Source organism: Vibrio sp. vnigr-6D03 (genome assembly GCF_002835515.1).
Taxonomy (GTDB): domain Bacteria; phylum Pseudomonadota; class Gammaproteobacteria; order Enterobacterales; family Vibrionaceae; genus Vibrio; species Vibrio penaeicida.
Genome location: NZ_PIZL01000012.1, coordinates 354,479 through 371,270 on the forward strand (window position 1 = coordinate 354,479; position 16,792 = coordinate 371,270).

The 16,792-nt window shown below is 43.1% G+C and carries 14 protein-coding genes; 6 read left to right on the forward strand and 8 right to left on the reverse strand.

Annotation, left to right across the window (positions count from 1 at the left end):
• Nucleotides 1-52 precede the first annotated feature (52 nt).
• Complete coding sequence (locus tag CW749_RS09560; protein ID WP_343232581.1) at nt 53-763, forward strand: amino acid racemase; 711 nt, start codon at nt 53-55, stop codon at nt 761-763.
• A gap of 17 nt (nt 764-780) precedes the next feature.
• Nucleotides 781-2,028, forward strand: coding sequence for a dicarboxylate/amino acid:cation symporter (locus CW749_RS09565; RefSeq protein ID WP_101111797.1), 1,248 nt, complete (start codon nt 781-783; stop codon nt 2,026-2,028).
• A gap of 156 nt (nt 2,029-2,184) precedes the next feature.
• Here the strand turns inward: CW749_RS09565 and CW749_RS09570 are convergent, their stop codons facing one another.
• Nucleotides 2,185-2,814: a LysE family translocator gene (locus tag CW749_RS09570; RefSeq protein ID WP_101111798.1), complete on the reverse strand. Its 630-nt coding sequence runs from the start codon at nt 2,812-2,814 to the stop codon at nt 2,185-2,187.
• Nucleotides 2,815-3,140: 326 nt separating this feature from the next.
• Between CW749_RS09570 and CW749_RS09575 the strand changes: the two genes are divergently transcribed.
• Nucleotides 3,141-3,677, forward strand: a complete 537-nt coding sequence (locus CW749_RS09575) for a nucleotidyltransferase family protein (RefSeq protein WP_101111799.1) — start codon at nt 3,141-3,143, stop codon at nt 3,675-3,677.
• A 126-nt stretch (nt 3,678-3,803) separates the two neighbouring features.
• Here CW749_RS09575 and CW749_RS09580 read toward each other — a convergent pair whose 3' ends face one another.
• From CW749_RS09580 to CW749_RS09590, 3 genes are all read right to left on the reverse strand, one after another.
• Nucleotides 3,804-4,886, reverse strand: coding sequence for a rhomboid family intramembrane serine protease (locus CW749_RS09580; protein WP_101111800.1), 1,083 nt, complete (start codon nt 4,884-4,886; stop codon nt 3,804-3,806).
• A 2-nt stretch (nt 4,887-4,888) separates the two neighbouring features.
• Nucleotides 4,889-5,461: a hypothetical protein gene (locus CW749_RS09585; RefSeq protein WP_101111801.1), complete on the reverse strand. Its 573-nt coding sequence runs from the start codon at nt 5,459-5,461 to the stop codon at nt 4,889-4,891.
• A gap of 319 nt (nt 5,462-5,780) precedes the next feature.
• Complete coding sequence (locus CW749_RS09590; RefSeq protein WP_101111802.1) at nt 5,781-6,659, reverse strand: NAD(P)-dependent oxidoreductase; 879 nt, start codon at nt 6,657-6,659, stop codon at nt 5,781-5,783.
• Nucleotides 6,660-7,300: 641 nt separating this feature from the next.
• On the opposite strand from CW749_RS09590, the gene CW749_RS09595 reads away from it, so the two are divergent.
• The gene (locus CW749_RS09595) at nt 7,301-9,844 is read left to right on the forward strand and encodes a DUF6543 domain-containing protein (RefSeq protein WP_101111803.1); all 2,544 of its coding nucleotides are present in this window, start codon (nt 7,301-7,303) and stop codon (nt 9,842-9,844) included.
• A 399-nt stretch (nt 9,845-10,243) separates the two neighbouring features.
• On the opposite strand, the gene CW749_RS09600 is transcribed toward CW749_RS09595, so the two are convergent.
• The 4 genes from CW749_RS09600 to CW749_RS09615 form a co-directional block, all read right to left on the reverse strand.
• Nucleotides 10,244-10,960 carry a YebC/PmpR family DNA-binding transcriptional regulator gene (locus tag CW749_RS09600; RefSeq protein ID WP_101111804.1) on the reverse strand — a complete coding sequence of 239 codons (717 nt, stop codon included), beginning with the start codon at nt 10,958-10,960 and terminating at the stop codon, nt 10,244-10,246.
• 111 nt (nt 10,961-11,071) lie between these two features.
• On the reverse strand, nt 11,072-11,281 hold the full coding sequence (locus tag CW749_RS09605; protein WP_101111805.1) for a DUF3283 family protein: 210 nt from the start codon (nt 11,279-11,281) through the stop codon (nt 11,072-11,074).
• 152 nt (nt 11,282-11,433) lie between these two features.
• A complete protein-coding gene (locus CW749_RS09610) occupies nt 11,434-12,030 on the reverse strand; it encodes a short chain dehydrogenase (RefSeq protein WP_101111806.1) in 597 nt (198 codons plus the stop codon).
• 28 nt (nt 12,031-12,058) lie between these two features.
• A complete protein-coding gene (locus CW749_RS09615) occupies nt 12,059-13,030 on the reverse strand; it encodes a haloalkane dehalogenase (protein ID WP_101111807.1) in 972 nt (323 codons plus the stop codon).
• Nucleotides 13,031-13,134: 104 nt separating this feature from the next.
• Between CW749_RS09615 and CW749_RS09620 the strand changes: the two genes are divergently transcribed.
• Entirely contained in the window at nt 13,135-13,995 is an 861-nt protein-coding gene (locus CW749_RS09620; RefSeq protein ID WP_101111808.1) for a LysR family transcriptional regulator, read from the forward strand.
• A gap of 733 nt (nt 13,996-14,728) precedes the next feature.
• Nucleotides 14,729-16,585, forward strand: a complete 1,857-nt coding sequence (locus CW749_RS09625) for a M4 family metallopeptidase (RefSeq protein ID WP_101111809.1) — start codon at nt 14,729-14,731, stop codon at nt 16,583-16,585.
• The last annotated feature ends 207 nt before the right edge of the window (nt 16,586-16,792 follow it).

A 16,792-nucleotide genomic window follows, 5' to 3' on the forward strand; every position in this document is an offset into this window, starting at 1 on the left:
GGCATTTATCAAACGATCTTTCGTGGCGTAGATTAGTTCCATGCTTACTAATATGAATAATATCAGAATGGACAGAGTTATTGGTGTTCTTGGTGGTATGGGACCGCTTGCTACTGCCGAGTTTATGAAGAAGGTCATATTACACACACCCGCCAGTGTCGATCAGGAACACATTCCTATGCTTATTCGGAATATTCCACAAGTCCCAGATCGTACAAATTTCTTGATGGGTTTTGGGACCGATCCTTTTGCCGCGCTTGAACACGGTTTTGGAGAGCTGCTCAAAGCTGGAGCGACGTGCATTGTTATCCCCTGCAATACGGCTCACCACTGGTACGAGCGCCTTATTTATGACAAGCACGTTCACACCATCAGCATTATCGAAAGTGTCGTTGAACAGGCAATCTCCCGTGGTTTTCAGCGTGTTGGCATACTGGCCACCGATGCCACTATTCAAACCAACTTATACCAATCTTCATTAGGGCAGCATGGCATTGAAGCACTAATCCCTAACCACTGGCAGCAAACGGCCGTCATGGAGGGGATTAAAGCGGTGAAATCTGGGCATTTGAACGTGGCCACCAATATTATTGAGCCCATTTTTGACGAATTGGTGAAGCGCGGTGCTGACGCAGTGATCTTAGGGTGTACTGAGATCCCTATTGCTCTAGAAAAAATCGAACAAGAAGTGCCTGAGAAATGCTTGGACTCTTTAGAAATTTTGGCTCAAAAGTGCGTACTTTGGGCTAAGTCATCGGCATAAACTAAATTGGAATTACTATGGATAGGTCAAACAAAATGGACGTTTCATCCCCCGAAAAAGGGATCGCACTCTGGAAAAAAATCTTTATTGGTATGCTTAGCGGCATCGTCGTTGGCATTGTTGCTGGGCAGGATGCAGTTCTGCTAAAACCCATTGGCGACATTTTTCTTAATGCGATAAAAATGCTCATTATCCCTCTTGTATTTTGCTCTCTCGTTGTGGGTGTTACCGCGATAAGTGACACTCAGAAAATGGGGAGAATTGCAGCAAAATCAATCGGTATATATCTTGTAACTACGGCTCTTGCCATTAGCCTTGGTCTGATTGCTTCTTCACTGATTTCGCCAGGGGTAGGGTTAGAAATGAGCCTTTCCGCCACGCAAGTCGCCTCCAAATCTGAGCCTTCGTTTTTGGACACCTTGATAAATCTGGTACCCAAAAACCCCATTAGCGCTCTGGCCTCTGGTAACGTTTTGCAAACCATTGTTTTCGCTATTGGCCTTGGGATAGCGCTGTCGTTAAGTGGTGAAAAAGCCAAGCCCGCGGTTAGAGTCTTTGAAAGCTTGGCTGAAGCCATGTACAAACTCACCTCACTGGTTATGAAGTTTGCGCCCTACGGTATTTTTGCGCTTATCGCCGTGGTGGCTGGGCAATATGGATTGGATATTTTACTGCCGCTTATCAAAGTGATTTTTCTGGTGTACTTATGCTGCATCATACAAGTGTTAGTGGTGTATTCGGGTATTTTAAAGGTCCTAGCAAACCTCAGCCCTATTCACTATTTACGAGCTTTAGCTAACCCTGCCGCTGTCGCTTTCACTACAACCAGCAGCTCGGGAACATTACCCGTAACCATCCGCACAGCCCATGAAGAGTTGGGCGTGTCCCGCGAAATATCAAGTTTTGTATTGCCCCTTGGTGCAACGATTAACATGGATGGTACAGCTATTTATCAAGGTGTGGCGGCCATATTCATTGCGCAAGTCTTTGGTGTTTCTTTGGACGTGCAAGATTACCTCATGATCATTATGACCTCTACGTTAGCATCGATAGGTACGGCTGGCGTTCCTGGGGCTGGTTTGATCATGCTGTCTTTGGTTTTATCCACGGTAGGGTTACCGCTGGAAGGGCTTGCGATTGTCGCTGGCATCGACCGAATCCTAGACATGGCAAGAACCAGCGTGAATGTGTGCGGCGACCTTATGATTTCAGTTTTAATTAGCCGAAGTGAGAAAGGACTGGATACTTCCGTCTATGAAAAGTGAACAATTTTCCTTCCCTTGACCTGTAAGGTCGCTTGCCAACCGCTCCCCGGTTGGCTTTTTTGAATGTTCAAGGCGAAGGTTACTCTCTCATCACTTAACGCCCCAGCACTATAAGGCATAGAACTGGGGCGATTTTTACAGTGTAAATCTGGTCAGCTAGATTCGTGTATTGGTTAACGTTGCACCAAACCCGATAAACAATGTGCCACTCACATAGTTGAGCCAGCGAGACGTTTTAGGTGCCGATAACCAAGCTTTCAATTTGGTGGCAAAAAAGATCACCACAACAAACCAACTTCCCACAACAAGAGATTGAACCCCACCAAGTAGCATGCTCTGTTCAAGAATGAACTCTGGCTCGACAAATTGTGGAAATATCGACAGATAAAAAAGCACAATTTTAGGGTTGAGAAGGTTTGTTAGTAGCCCTTTAATAAAGCCGCTGGAAAGGGTTTCGGCTTTAGGCACTTTCTGGGTATCAAGCTCGATTTTAGTCATTCGTAGCCCACTGCGAATGTTCGAGAAGCCCAACCAAAGTAGGTAAATGACGCCCACCCATTTAAATAGGGTAAACGCTGTAGCAGACTGAGACATTAAAAGGCTCAACCCCTTTGCAGAGATAAAAGCGTGAATGAAAAAGCCCACTGCAAAACCAAAAATATTGGCCAATGCACAGCGCTTTCCAGCCGTGATAGAGGTATGCAGAATCAGTAACGCATTCGGGCCGGGTACGATAGCCAGCAAAAAGGTAATACCGGCGAAAGCAATTAGAGTATCAATAGTCATTGTTTGCTCCTGTTTCGAAAATACATGTTTGTATTTCCTATATAAAAACGTGACGCACTCATCACGTAAGATGTACAAGAGATAAGGGAATCTCTCTCATTTCAGGAGCAGGGTGGGCAGCGGTTACAGCCACAAAGAGCGGCTTTAACTACCGATAAATTCGTGCACATATCAGTAACTCAAACTCATTGATGTTCAATCGATGATCACATTATCATTACCGCTATTCAAGGCATAACGTAACGCAAACGCTCCATTCTCGATAGTGATAAATCGGAGCGTCTGAACGTTACGTAAATAACCTCAACATGCGGGTGATAACATACATGAACGCCATTATTGAACTTCTTAAACGCGATCCTTTACGGCAAAAAGCGTTGGAGACGGTTGCTGAACTTGAGCTTCCTCAAGGCTATTTGGCCGCCGGATTTGTTCGGAACTTAGTATGGGATCATCTGCATCAAAAGTCGGAGCCCACGCCACTCAATGACGTGGATGTGATTTACTTTGATGCGAGAGAATACGATTCCCAACAGTATTTGGAGTACGAAAATGTGCTCAGAACCCGTATGCCTCAACTCAATTGGCAAGTGCGAAATCAAGTCACAATGTACTCTCGTAATGGCGATTTACCATACAAAAGTTCGGTGGATGCAATGAGCTACTGGCCCGAGAGAGAAACCGCAGTAGGGGCAAGAATTATCGATGAAGGGCAGTATGAAGTTGTCTCGGCGTTTGGCTTCGACTCACTGTTTGATTTGAAAATCACCCATAACACGAAGCGCTCTTTTGCCATATTTGAACAACGCATCGCAAACAAAAACTGGCTTAAACAATGGCCCAAATTAGAAGTTAGAAGTTAGAAGTTAGAAGTTAGAAGTTAGAAGTTAGAAGTTAGAAGTTAAGAGATAAAAACGAAAAAACTAAGAAGAATATCAACACAAAGGCTGCGTAAGAACGCAGCCTTTTTGCTTGTATGCTATCAACCGTTATCGCTGAATCTTGACCGCATCGTGGCTGAGCAAGTTGATCATTGGGTTGTCCGCCAATACTCGCTCTTTCATCCAGTAAGCCACCAGCAAACCAGCGAAGAAGCCTCCCAAGTGCGCAGCATAATCCACACCTTGGTTCGCCATGATCATTCCAAAGAGGTTAAACCCTAACCATATGATAAAGAAAAGAATCGGCGAGATTTTCTTTTGGAAAACAACAATCATAAACGTCAAGCTTGCGTGGCGGAACCACAACAAGTAAATACCAAAGAAGCCCGCTATAGCACCGCTCGCGCCTACCGATGGGATTAAGCCATCCATATTGGATGCAAAACTCACCAATGAGGCAGCAATCCCACAGAAGAAGTAGAGAGCAAGGTACTTCTTATGCCCTACGGCGTCTTCTATGTTGTCTCCAACCACATACAAAAAGTACATGTTTCCGGCTAAGTGCATAAGGTCGCCATGCAAGAACGTGGCCGTTACGAGTGTCCATAATTCTCTTCCCGCCAAGATGTCCGCTGGCGTCATAGCAAGGTGTTCGATAACCCAATCGGTAGTTTCGTAACTGAATGCATACAGAGAAAAAATGATGCAGTTAAGGGCGATGATGATCCAGTTACACCAAGGTAATGTCTTGGGTTTCAAATTGTATTCGACAGGCATCTGAGTCAAGAATTGAAAGAGATACGTTTTCCAGCTGATTTTTTGATTCAATTCTCCCAAGACTTTGCGGAGTTCAGGGCTGCGCTCTACCGCCTCTAATTCATCTTTATCAATCCAACTGCCATCGCAAGAACGACAAATGTCGATTTCATGTTGATAGCTTTGCAATAAATGATGTCGTTCCATTGGTTTGGCGCAATCTGGGCATTGGTATTCTGACTCACCCAATTCTTCACCAAAATGCTCGCTATAGCATTCACCTATAGGGCCGTCATTGACTTCATCGATCAGTCGATTCACTTCATTTTTTTCAAACCAAAGCCCACCACATTCTAAGCAAATATCAATTTCTTCACTTTCGTATTGCGTGGCTTTCAATTGGGAGTTATCACATTTTGGGCACTGCTTAGTCATGGCTATTGACCTCCTTTGATTGAGCCTATCACGACACCATTTTTAGCCAACTCGGTTTTCAGCTGATTGGCACTTTTTGCAATGTACGGCAAGGTTTCGTTTTTCATATCGTCAACCAGTACTTGCAGTTGATCGCCTGCGTATTTTGCTCCTAACCTGCGCGCCATTGCCCTATCTAAAATATCTTCCGATTTGGCATAAAAACGACGGGCAGCCGTTAGCACTTCATTTGGGGTTTCCAATGTGGTGGGGTTGTATTTCATCGTTTCCCAAATGTATTTACTCATATCTGGGCGATTGTCTTTCATTTCTTGTGCTGGCGGATTTCGAGAAAGGTAATCATTGATATAAGCCTGCAAATCGTTGGTGTTGTCCGTAAGCTCATCATGCAGTGACATGCGAAGATAGTAGTTATCTTCCATTTTACTGTAGGTATCAAAAGTGAGCGCCTGCTGCAAACCACTCTGGGCCGCGAGGTAAACACCGACTATGGTCGACACAATCATAAACATTTGATTGAGCCAAAAGCCTGAGCTTTTTAGCTCTTTATTATCCAACTGCTCTTTAAGTTTCAAAACAACGTCCTTTACTTTTTTATTCGATATTCACTCTTACTTTGCTCAAAACACGACTAAGCGCATCTGAGCATGTCAGAGTGGATAAATACTAAATAAAACAAGATATTGTTAAATGACAAATGTAGGAAATGTTGAAATAAAGCAGGGGAATTTCAAAAGAAATGGAGGAAGCTCGCATAAGTGAAACGTTGGGAGGAGTGTCACCATGAAAATCAACTTCAAGAAGCTGACTTGTGGCACGGACATCGTGCCACGTAAAGGGCGTCTACCGTCAGCGACTGTAGAGCCTGAACCAAGGTATTCGAATTTGTAAAACTTAGCCTTTCTCGGCTTCACGACGCACCGCTTTTAGCAATACCGATGTGTCCATTCTACCTTCACCGGATTCAGACAAAGCCCTATAAGCGTTATTGGTTTTCTCGGTCAATGGCAGTTGAAGCCCTTGCTTATTGGCTTCATCTAGACAGAAACCTAAGTCTTTGATCATCCAATCAATGGCGAAACCAAAATCAAATTTGTCTTGCGACATGGTTTCGGCGCGGTTCTCCATTTGCCAAGATCCCGCTGCGCCATTCTTCAAGCAATTCACCAAAGTCGGGATATCTAAACCCGACTTTTCAGCCAGAAGTAACCCTTCGGAAAGACCATTAAGCACGCCAGCAATACAGATTTGGTTAACCATTTTTGCGCGTTGCCCTTGCCCTACTCTGCCCATCAAAACGGAGGACTTGCCATAGGCATTAAATATTGGCTGTAACGCATCAAACAAAGCTTGGTCGCCGCCACACATGATGGTCAGAACGCCATTTTCAGCCCCTGCCTGCCCGCCCGATACCGGAGCGTCCATAAATTGAATACCTGCGTTCTTCGAAGCCGTTTCCAGTTCTTCAGCCAATTGAGCAGACGTGGTGGTGTGGTCGACTAAAATCGCGCCTTGCTTCATGTTCACTAGTGCGCCAGATTCGCTGGTCGTCATACTACGAACATCGTCATCATTACCCACACAAGTTAAGACAACGTCGGCTTCTTTCACGCACTCGGCAACGGTTTCTGCAATGTTGCCTTTGTACTTTTCCTGCCATGCCTGCGCTTTAGCAAACGTTCGGTTGAATACGGTAACTTCAAAACCTGCATTCACTAGGTGCCCAGCCATGGGAAAGCCCATCACACCTAATCCGATAAAACTCACTTTCATTATAATTCTCCTTGCTTCACTAAATTCTGGCTTTCTGGTCAGTCTATTTATCTCACTAATATACCAAGTAACCTCAAAATGCTTGGTTCAGCAAGAGTTAACTGGTTTTCAGACAAGGCACCAATATGAAGATCTAGTCATTCTAAATCAAGAATCGGTAACGCAGTATGAAAGACAGTTAAATTCACTCTTGGTCGAATGACCTGATCTTAGAACGCGTAATGCGTTCCCTTCTTTACTTTACATTCTTATCCAGAACTCAAATTACTTATCTCTGTGATGAAGAGTGTTTAATATTAATATTACTTACTCCATATATCAGTAACTTAATAATAAAATTGACATTTTTAGCGTAAATATCAACTCGAACTCTATTGATGGGAATCATTACAATTAGACTTGAGTATGGAAACAAAATCACAATAGAAAGATAAAAGCGGAAATAGAAAATAGTATTTTATAAATTGAAAGAAGATCAATTAATGGGATCATTCCCATTGAGTCATTTCAATAACCCTATACTCTCTCCAATGCATGTAACCTAAAAAATTAATCGAATATAACCAGGTAGTTAATAACCGTTTGCCTACAAAAGCTGTCTGTCGTTTGTATTTTTAATCGAACTGTAATTGGGGATAAAAATGTTCAAAACTTCTTCTATATACAAATCCATTGTTTACAGCCTCACTATCGCGCCTGTATTGATTTCAACGCCATTAATCGCGACCTCTCTGACTGGAAATGCACTCAATTCCACAATTGTCGAAACCTCTAGCCAGCAACGCCAACATCAAGAATTAAGCGCGTTATGGAAATCGCACGCGTTGACGGACTACGCCGATTTACTGGCCGACATTCCTGACCCAGCGAATATTGCACGGAGAGTACTCAAGCAAAAATACCCAAATATTGATCCGGATCGTACGTTCTACGTGTACTTCGGTGAAGAAGGGCGCTCTGCTCACAACTTCCTAGGCTGGGATCATTTCACCCCTATACACGCCATGACAATGACGCAAGCAGCCCTAATTGATACCTTCTCTTTAAGCTCGCCTGATGTATTAAATTCAGTAAGCGGATTTTATACCGTTGGCGCTGGCGCAAAAATCTACGACAGCACCAATCTAGTGAGAGTCTCCCCAAAAGACGTAGCCAAAACGGTTTGGGATGCCGATTTACAAACACAATTTGATGATGAAGTAGAAAAATTCTGGAACAATAACCTTGGAAAGTTTGTTTCAGCATCTAAAGACGCATTCAGAGTTTCAGGTTATAGCGCATTCCAGAAAAACGAAATCTCACAATCTGCGCTGAAGATGATTCAGGACGTTTTAGACCAGAACGCTTCCGTCAATATCTATCATATGGATATTTATGGTTACTCTTCCCCTGACATTTTATGGATCGAGCCCTCCACTAACCAGGGGAGTAAACTCCTTTATATTCCTGGGGCTAAAAAACCCTTTATCGAAGTCTCCTCGCTAACAGAACTAAGAGGAAAACTGGTTACTGACCTTAAAAGTACAGCGAATCGAACCGCGTTAGCAGAGCACTTTAGTATTTACGATCGTCAGGATGGCACCTCATATTCAGGGGTCAATAGTGCCCTAAGAGGGATCGCGAATGGTCAATGGGCGTCTAGCTATATTATGACAAAGCATTCTCGTATTAACGAAGACACTTTCCAAAGCGTTGCAAAAGCGGTTATGGCTCGAAACATCAGCGACGGTGACATGCAGATTAAGTCCAATAGCGAAGTCACTCGTGATACCGCCCTAAGGACCATAGGCGCAATTATAAACTTACTCCCTGCCATGCAAATCGTCGAACCTGAAATCAGTATCCCGCTCGATCTGGTTATCTTAAATGCAACCAGCTTGGGGTTAAACATCAACAAAGCTGTTACAGGCGACACAGAAGCGGAACGAAACAAAGGAGCACTTGGTGCCGGATTAGACAGCGGTTTCCTTGCCGCTAGCATCATTCCCGTCGCCAAAAAACTGAGCGACTCAATAAAGACATCCGCATCTCAATTACACCCAACAGGCAATGTAGCAGACATCATTGAATCGAGTGTTCCAGCTGAGTACGATCGATTGAACGTTGGAGATAACCCAGTGGTGGTTACCCACCCTCAAACGCAACAAGAGCTGTACATTGTACGTTTGACGGACACCAAACGAGTTGTCGCTATGCGGCGTACACCTTCTGGAACGTTTATTGAAACTAACTTTGAATCCGGGCGGGATATTGCCAACAGCAGAATAGTAGACACAACGGATCCTGTGACCAATCGTCGCCAATTCCTCGACAAAGGCGGCTTGTTAGGCGGTGGGAAACGAGGCTTTAAGTTAACGCTAAGTGCCATTGATCCCAATGTCATTCCAACAGCCAGTACAATTGAAGATGGTTACAGCATAGACAAGCGTAAACTCATTGCTGAGTCCAATGGCGCTAACTACTTCCATGGTAGCCGATCGTCCAGTTTACTGACGTTCAAGCTAGGTTCGGAAACCAATGGCGCTATTGAGCCAATGGGTCAACTCATTGAAAAGCGCGTATTTCCATTTTCTGGCGAAGCAGGAAACTCGTTGGCGGAAAATGCCGCCAATAGAAACCTGGTTTCTGTCGTCACACTCGATGAAGCAGGCTCAGCCTACGACTATGCAACGAACACGAGCCGAGCAGCGAAGTTCAATATAGACGTCGCGACAAATGAAGCGACTGAGAACGAGTTAACGTTAATGCAATACTCTGTATCCCCTAGCATTATTGACGATATTAAAGCAGGTAACGCGTACGCACCTCTGGATGGAATTCAGAGCGAAGTTGCGAACGTGGCTCGCGGAAAGCTCGCTTTAAATAACAACCGTGTTATTCGATTCAACGGACTTGCGCCAGCGGAAAAACAGCTTGTCCAGGAGGAGTTTCCCATTATGTATGGATTCGAACCTTCCGAGTTCAACATTGAGCCGATCCAATCTGACATAAAGGGAGAGTTTGGGGTTCGGGGAGGTGTACAAATGAACGAAATCAAGGTGATCTACACCACCGCAGACAAAGTTAGTGAAGTGTCCGCTTATCTAAATGACAATAACATCCACATCCCAACCAAAAGCTTTAAAGACATTCAGTTTAACGCAAATGAAGGAGCGGCAGGGATGAGTAATAACCTTTTACGATAGCGGTGTTCGCAACCCGTACCTTCACAATATTTGAATTCGATGAAATGAACGTGACAATGACAAATTGGCGAACGAAAGACACGTCGTTTGATTCGGTCAAAACACGACAGCATTGAACTCAAACCCAATCGTGCCCGGTAGGATCCTCTATCGGGTATTATTCGCATTAAGTAAAAGCACAGAAACCAGGTTAATGACTTTGAATCTGGACATTTAAATGAAGGTAAGTGAGAGAAGTTATGGACTTGGCTAAGGACTTATTTAAGAAACATAAAAAATCCGAGTGTTAAAGTAACACTCGGATTTTGACATCCTTGGAGGACCGTTCAACCCATCTTTTTTCTCTTAACTGATCAGCATTAAGCACTTAGGCTCGGTTTCTATCAATTAAGGTTGATATTACAGTTCAGCGTTATGGTAAACCTGCTGTACGTCGTCACACTCATCTAGCATGTCCAAGAATTTTTGGAATTTCTCTGCATCTTCGCCTGCGACTGGCGTGTGCGTTTGTGGGACAAACGTAATTTCTTCTACATCCATTGTCAAATCAGGGTATGCACCCGTTAGAGCTGTCTTCGTTTTAAAGAATTCAGTGTGTGGCGCAAATACCGTAATTACACCGTCTTCCAACTCAACATCGGTAACATCCACATCATCCATCATTAGCGTTTCTAAGATGATTTCGTCATCGTCGCCTTTGAACTGGAATACCGCTTGGTGATCAAACATGTGAGAAACAGAGCCTTCAACGCCAATTTTCGCACCGGTTTTCACAAAACACTGGCGAATATCTTGGAAAGTACGGTTACCGTTATCCGTTAGACAATCTACGATCACGCTTGTACCACCTGGTCCAAAACCTTCATAGCGCGCTGGTTGGTAATCTTCACCGCCACCGCCATTCGCTTTATCAAGGGCTTTATCGATAACGTGCGCTGGCACTTGATCTCTTTTCGCTTTGGTAATCAAATGCTTAAGCGACAGATTCATATCTGGGTCTGAACCACCGTTTTTCGCGCATACGTAAATTTCTTTACCGTATTTGGAATAAACTTTAATTTTTGCGCCTGCAGTTTTTGCCATAGAGGCTTTGCGCACTTCAAAACTTCTTCCCATCGGGATGTTCTCTCTGATTCAATTAATGCGAAAGATTGTATACCCAAACCAAGTCAAGATGCTAGATTCAGCGAGATTTGCTTGGCTTTGTTAGGTTTTACAAGGGGGCGGCTAAGCCACACCCATAACTCTTTTATACTTTGCTACCGACTGCTCGAATAACTCGACTTCTGATTCCAGCTTCAGCTTCGATTTGTGCTCAACCAACACTTCAGGACCAGCCTGAGCTTGCTTGATTTTCCACACCAAAAACGAAGCTTGCTTGTCGATTTCTACTTCATTTTTCTCTTCAGAAGGAAGGAGCGAAAGGTTAAACGACATAGTAAGACCTGCATCGATAGTTTGAAAGGGCAAGAATATATCACAGCCTAAGCCGTTAGGTAGAGAGTTACAGGGGAATTCAAAAAGAAAAGTGACAAGAATCAAGAATGGAGACGCGTGGCAGAATATCTGCAACAGTAAAAAAACTGCAATTAAAGCCTTGCAGCTAGTACTTCTCCCGTCATTGAACCTACTGCACTTTTCAGGTAAGTCATAGCAACTTTTTCTACTGGAACGCCATACTGGCTATCAATTCCGAACTGCTCCATGGATTCTTTGATAAAACCGGGGCTAACAACGTTTATTCTTTGCCCTTTTGGTAGTTCAAGTGCTGCGGAGCGTACAAATGCCTCAATCGCCGCGCAGCCCATTCCTATGGCAATGCTTCCTTCTATTGGTTCTTGGGCCGTTGCCCCCGATGTGAGTGTTATCGAACCTTCTGGCTTTAAGAATCGACAACCAACCTTGACCACATTCACTTGTCCCAACACTTTGTTGTCTAATACCGTTCGGTAATCGGATTCCGGCATGTCTGATAATGTGCCAAGGATGCCATTACCAGCGGCACAAATAATAGCGTCGACCAGACCAATTTTTTCAAACACTGCGGTAAGCGATGCCTCGCTTTCAATGTCGGCACGTAGCGCACCTTTCGTGTGCCCTATTACAACAATGTCGTGCTCCTTTCCTAGGTGTTTAGAAATGCCGCGCCCTACGATGCCATTCGCACCTATTACTATGATTTTCATATTATTTCCTATTTAATCTGATCTTGGATTATTTGAAGCGAGTTTGATCGAGCCACGCGATCATTTGATCGGCTAGCTGTGCTGATTTGTCTTCTTGTAGAAAGTGGGAGGCGTCCTCAATAGTTGTATGAGGCTGATGTCTCGCTCCCTGAAAGTTTTGTTGAAACTTGATGTCGTAACCTTGATCCGCAAGAAATGGGTCTTCATTGCTGAATAGCGTTAAAACGGGTTTGTCCCATTGCTTCAGGTGCTGCCACGCTTCATTCACTTCGTTCAGATCGGAAGCAACTATGGCAGTCATTTTTCTCGGTGCGGCATAAAAGCGGGAATCTGGGAATGGGGCATCGTAGGCGCTCATTTCATCTTGAGAAAGATGCCGTGTTGTCAGCGCCTGAATCACCTTTCCGATCTCTAGTGTTTCTGCGTGTTTAAAATACCCAGCCCAATTACCGTAATTCATTTTATTCGACAAGGTTTCGATACTGGGTCTTCCTGAAAAAGAGGCCATCAACTTCAACACTTTTGGCACCATGAATTTTTCAAGCCCACTCATCTCGGCTAAAGCGGTATTAGCTAGCACGAGCCTATCGAGCCATTCGGGTTGCTTCGCAAGTACCCGTAAACCAATCATTCCGCCCCAGTCTTGCATAAAAGCTGCGGCATTTTTTACTCCAAGCTTTTGTACAAATTCATTCATCCAGCGCACTTGGTTTGCGTAGGTTTGAATATCACTCGACGACGGTTTATCAGACTTTCCGAAGCCAATAAGGTCAGGGGCAATCACTCGATACCCTTCATTGACCAACAACGGAATCATATGGCGATACAAATAGCTCCAAGAAGGCTGACCATGAAGCAAAAAAACCGTTTTCTTGTTGCCGATTCCTTCGTCTACGTAGTGCATGCGCATACCATCGACTTCGATGTAGTTAGGCGTAAATGGATAATCCACTAAATGTGAGAACGCACTCTCAGGCGTTCTTAATATTTGGCTATGCATAATCTTTCCTCTGTTCTTTGCCCTGTGCTGTATTTACAAGGTATGAGATATTAAGAGGCGAAAAAAGCATACGTTTTTGCACAAAACGGTCATATAATTAGACCATGATTGCATTAGAACATTTGCACGTTATCAACGTGATTCATCAAGAAGGCAGCTTTACTAAAGCGAGTGAGAAGCTTTATAAGGCTCGCTCGGCGGTTTCCTACTCTGTTAAGCAAGTTGAAGAGTTTTACGACATAGAAATATTCAACCGAGAAACATATCGACCAGAACTCACCCGAGATGGGAAAATTCTTCTCAATAAAATTCAGCACCTATTGCATGAAGCCAACGAGTTTGATCAATTCGCTAAGCAACTGAACAGCGAAGTAGAGTCTGAAATTCGCCTCAGTATCAGCGCAATATTCCCAATGAACCTTGTCACTCAATTATTGGCAGAGCTAAAAGCAACCTACCCTCAAACCATTATTCACTTGAATATCGAAACCGCGTCAGGCGAGAGAATGCTAAAGGATGAATTGGTTGATATTGGCATTTATGGTGGCATGCAAAAGGACAGCGACATTCAGTACCGCCAGATTGAGCAATTCAAGCTCCCTGTTTATGTCTCTGATCGCTTCCAAGCGAACGATATCCGTAACGTACAACCAGAAGAGCTCGCACAGCTCCCTCAGGTTGTCGTTAAGTCCTCGTATGGCAACAGCCCAGATACCAATATTATGCGAGATGGAATCCAGTGGTATGTATCCGATCAACAGACCAAGAAAGCAATCATTTTGAGTGGTCTAGGCTGGGGAAGATTGCCTGAACATGAAGCAAATCTCGAAAAGATAGACAATACGTTATTCGAAGTGAAGTCTCAGGAGACAATGCAAATTCCCATTTATGTTGCAAAGGTAAAATCAAAGTCTTTAGGACCAGTTGGAAATATGATCTGGAATTTTTTCTCTTTAATTAAATAATAAATCTAATACCTATCATAAAATTATGTAATAGCAATAATATCACTATTGAAATGTTATTACGTATCAATCTAAAGATTATAAATAATAATATTAAATATATGGATTTAAATTCAATATTCATTCAATTTAAATCTACACTTAAGATCTATCACCTGAATTATGATCACATTTTACCTCGTATTATTTATTGAAAAAAAAGATCTTTATTCACCTTTATAAAAGAAAAGCCACTTTTATTAATAATCAGTAACTTAGAGTATTAACTCTAATTTAGGATTAACAAAGAAATATTAAAATACAGTTTAAATACAATTAGTTACCGAAATAAACCCATATCTATTAATATTATTTCATATTCATTACTTCCGACTCTTGTTATCTAAAAAATCTACGCTAGTAACTTATTTATCAACAAACTCAAACTCTAATACTATCAGGTCCTACCGAATAATATTTCTAAGAAATTTTTCTTACACACATATTTCCAATCAATTTTCAAGTACCAGAATACATTCCTATCAGATAGGTTTGTAATAAAAAATACGTTTTATAAAATGATAGTCACTTGGTTAGTAAGCCAATAAAGAATAAGGCTTCAACGCCAAGTAATAAAAGAATAGTCACTTAAAAATTGAGTTGTATGCCTTATAGGTACACTCATAAATAATTAAAAGTTTAGCAGTCCTACTTTCTCAAAATTTAGGACCCAAATAGCAATAAGGATAAAAGAATGAATACTAAAATTGGACTTATTCCCTTGCTGGTCGGTATGGCTTTACCGACGACTGCACTTGCACAAGTGGATATTAATAACATCACTGAATCTGGACGCCCTACGTTTGCAGTTGGTGCATTGGGTGCCGCACAACTTAATGCTGATGTGGAAACGCTGAAGCATTACCTAGCAAATACCCCTTCCTACAAATCCACAGGTAACGAAGAATTTGTTGTAGAGCGCCAATGGGTCGACGAGCTTGGCAAAAAGCACACCGTATTTAACCAAACCATTGATGGTATTAAGGTACACAACAGCCGAATTACGTTGCATACCGATGTCACACTTGGAAACGGTTTTGCTCCTGCGAATGAATCTATCTACGCGGTGTCGGGAACGGTCGCAGTGCCGACAGCATCACCCGCCACATTTGCACCTATACGTATGAGCAATGATGACGGTATACAAGCTAAATCGGTCGTTGAAAGCATTGGTGACGTCGTGACAGAACCAGAGCTGGCTTACGTGTATCTTCGTGATATTGACGATACGAAATTGGCTTGGCGTATGGAAGTTAAATTCTTCCGAGGATCTGGGCATTCTTTCGGACACGATCTAGTGTACGTAGATGCACTTACTCATGAAATATTGTCCCGTGAAACATTAATTCATCAAGCTAAGAACTGGAAAACACACACGTTAGATGGAGGAGGCTATTTCAGCCGACCAGGTAGGCTGCTTTGCACTAACCAAGAAGATTGTGGTAACAATCTATCGGCTCAACGAGCACATGATGGTGCGTCGACAGTATATGACTATTACAAAGAGAGACACAATCGAAACGGTTTAGATGATCGCGATATGACGATGATCTCGAGTGTGGACCTGGGTGTAGCAAATGCGTCGTGGTATTTGGGACAAATGTTCTACGGTAAATCCAGAACAGGCGCCGATTACACAACAGATTTCGATGTCATTGGCCACGAGTTTACTCATGGCGTTATCGATTCAACCGCCGATTTAATTTATCAAAACGCATCGGGCGCGTTAAACGAAGCGTGGGCAGACATTCTAGGGATCTCGGCAGAAGCGTATAAAAATGGCAAAATAACCTCTACTTGGTTGCTAGGTAACGAACTGTATCAAAGGCCTGGGCAAGCGTTGCGCTATATGAACAATCCAACCAAAGATGGGCGTTCTAAAGACTGGTACCCAGAGCGCAGACCTTTTGTAAAAAATCCGGGTCAGGATAATGACAATGGTTGGGTTCACCTAAACTCTGGTATCGCAAACCTTGCCTATGTTCTGTTAGTTGATGGCGGATCCCATCCACGTGGCAAGTCGGACGCGGTTGTTGATGGTATTGGTTTACTTCAAGCGGAAAAAGTATTCTACCGCGCTCTCAACACCTACATGGGTCCAAACACTAATTTCCCTGAAGCTCGTACGGCAACAGCTCAAGCGGCGGCTGACCTATATGGCCAAAGTGCAAAACACTCTGTTGAAACAGCATGGTGCGCGGTTGGCGTAGGAGAGTGTCCAACAGCGATACCAACATCGGAAAAGCCAACATCACTTAATGAAGCCGTAAGCGATATTTCCATTCCTTTGAACGAATGGAAACACTACACGCAAGACTTGGGTGAAGGCTACTCAAAAATGACGATTAAGGCAGAAGGTGGCTTAGGAGATGTAGACCTATACGTAACCTATGGAAAAGAATCGACAGCAACCGCATTCGATTGTGAGTCAAACACCACTTCCAATGCTGAAGAATGTGTCATTACAAACCCGAAAAAGGGCGCTTGGCATATTGATTTATTCGGTTATAAAGCGAGCTCTGGTGTCACGCTAACACTGACTGCAGAATAAGCTTATTCAAGAAAGGCAGCAATTGCTGTCTTTCTTTTCGTACCGCTCACCGTGCGTGCAGACTTTTATGTTTACCTAAATAATTTAAATTGTTATTTAATAACATAACAATTTAGACGCTTATATTAATAGCAAACGTTTAAATGGGAATATTAATATTTATCTCTTATAAATACTGAAGATAAAATATAATAATCGCATGTTCTT

What these genes read in the sequence shown, in the direction of transcription:
- CW749_RS09560 (WP_343232581.1), top strand. Translation starts at nt 53, where the DNA reads ATGAATAATATCAGAATGGACAGAGTTATTGGTGTTCTTGGTGGTATG.
- CW749_RS09565 (WP_101111797.1), top strand. Translation starts at nt 781, where the DNA reads ATGGATAGGTCAAACAAAATGGACGTTTCATCCCCCGAAAAAGGGATC.
- CW749_RS09570 (WP_101111798.1), bottom strand. Translation starts at nt 2,814, where the DNA reads ATGACTATTGATACTCTAATTGCTTTCGCCGGTATTACCTTTTTGCTG.
- CW749_RS09575 (WP_101111799.1), top strand. Translation starts at nt 3,141, where the DNA reads ATGAACGCCATTATTGAACTTCTTAAACGCGATCCTTTACGGCAAAAA.
- CW749_RS09580 (WP_101111800.1), bottom strand. Translation starts at nt 4,886, where the DNA reads ATGACTAAGCAGTGCCCAAAATGTGATAACTCCCAATTGAAAGCCACG.
- CW749_RS09590 (WP_101111802.1), bottom strand. Translation starts at nt 6,659, where the DNA reads ATGAAAGTGAGTTTTATCGGATTAGGTGTGATGGGCTTTCCCATGGCT.
- CW749_RS09595 (WP_101111803.1), top strand. Translation starts at nt 7,301, where the DNA reads ATGTTCAAAACTTCTTCTATATACAAATCCATTGTTTACAGCCTCACT.
- CW749_RS09600 (WP_101111804.1), bottom strand. Translation starts at nt 10,960, where the DNA reads ATGGGAAGAAGTTTTGAAGTGCGCAAAGCCTCTATGGCAAAAACTGCA.
- CW749_RS09605 (WP_101111805.1), bottom strand. Translation starts at nt 11,281, where the DNA reads ATGTCGTTTAACCTTTCGCTCCTTCCTTCTGAAGAGAAAAATGAAGTA.
- CW749_RS09610 (WP_101111806.1), bottom strand. Translation starts at nt 12,030, where the DNA reads ATGAAAATCATAGTAATAGGTGCGAATGGCATCGTAGGGCGCGGCATT.
- CW749_RS09615 (WP_101111807.1), bottom strand. Translation starts at nt 13,030, where the DNA reads ATGCATAGCCAAATATTAAGAACGCCTGAGAGTGCGTTCTCACATTTA.
- CW749_RS09620 (WP_101111808.1), top strand. Translation starts at nt 13,135, where the DNA reads ATGATTGCATTAGAACATTTGCACGTTATCAACGTGATTCATCAAGAA.
- CW749_RS09625 (WP_101111809.1), top strand. Translation starts at nt 14,729, where the DNA reads ATGAATACTAAAATTGGACTTATTCCCTTGCTGGTCGGTATGGCTTTA.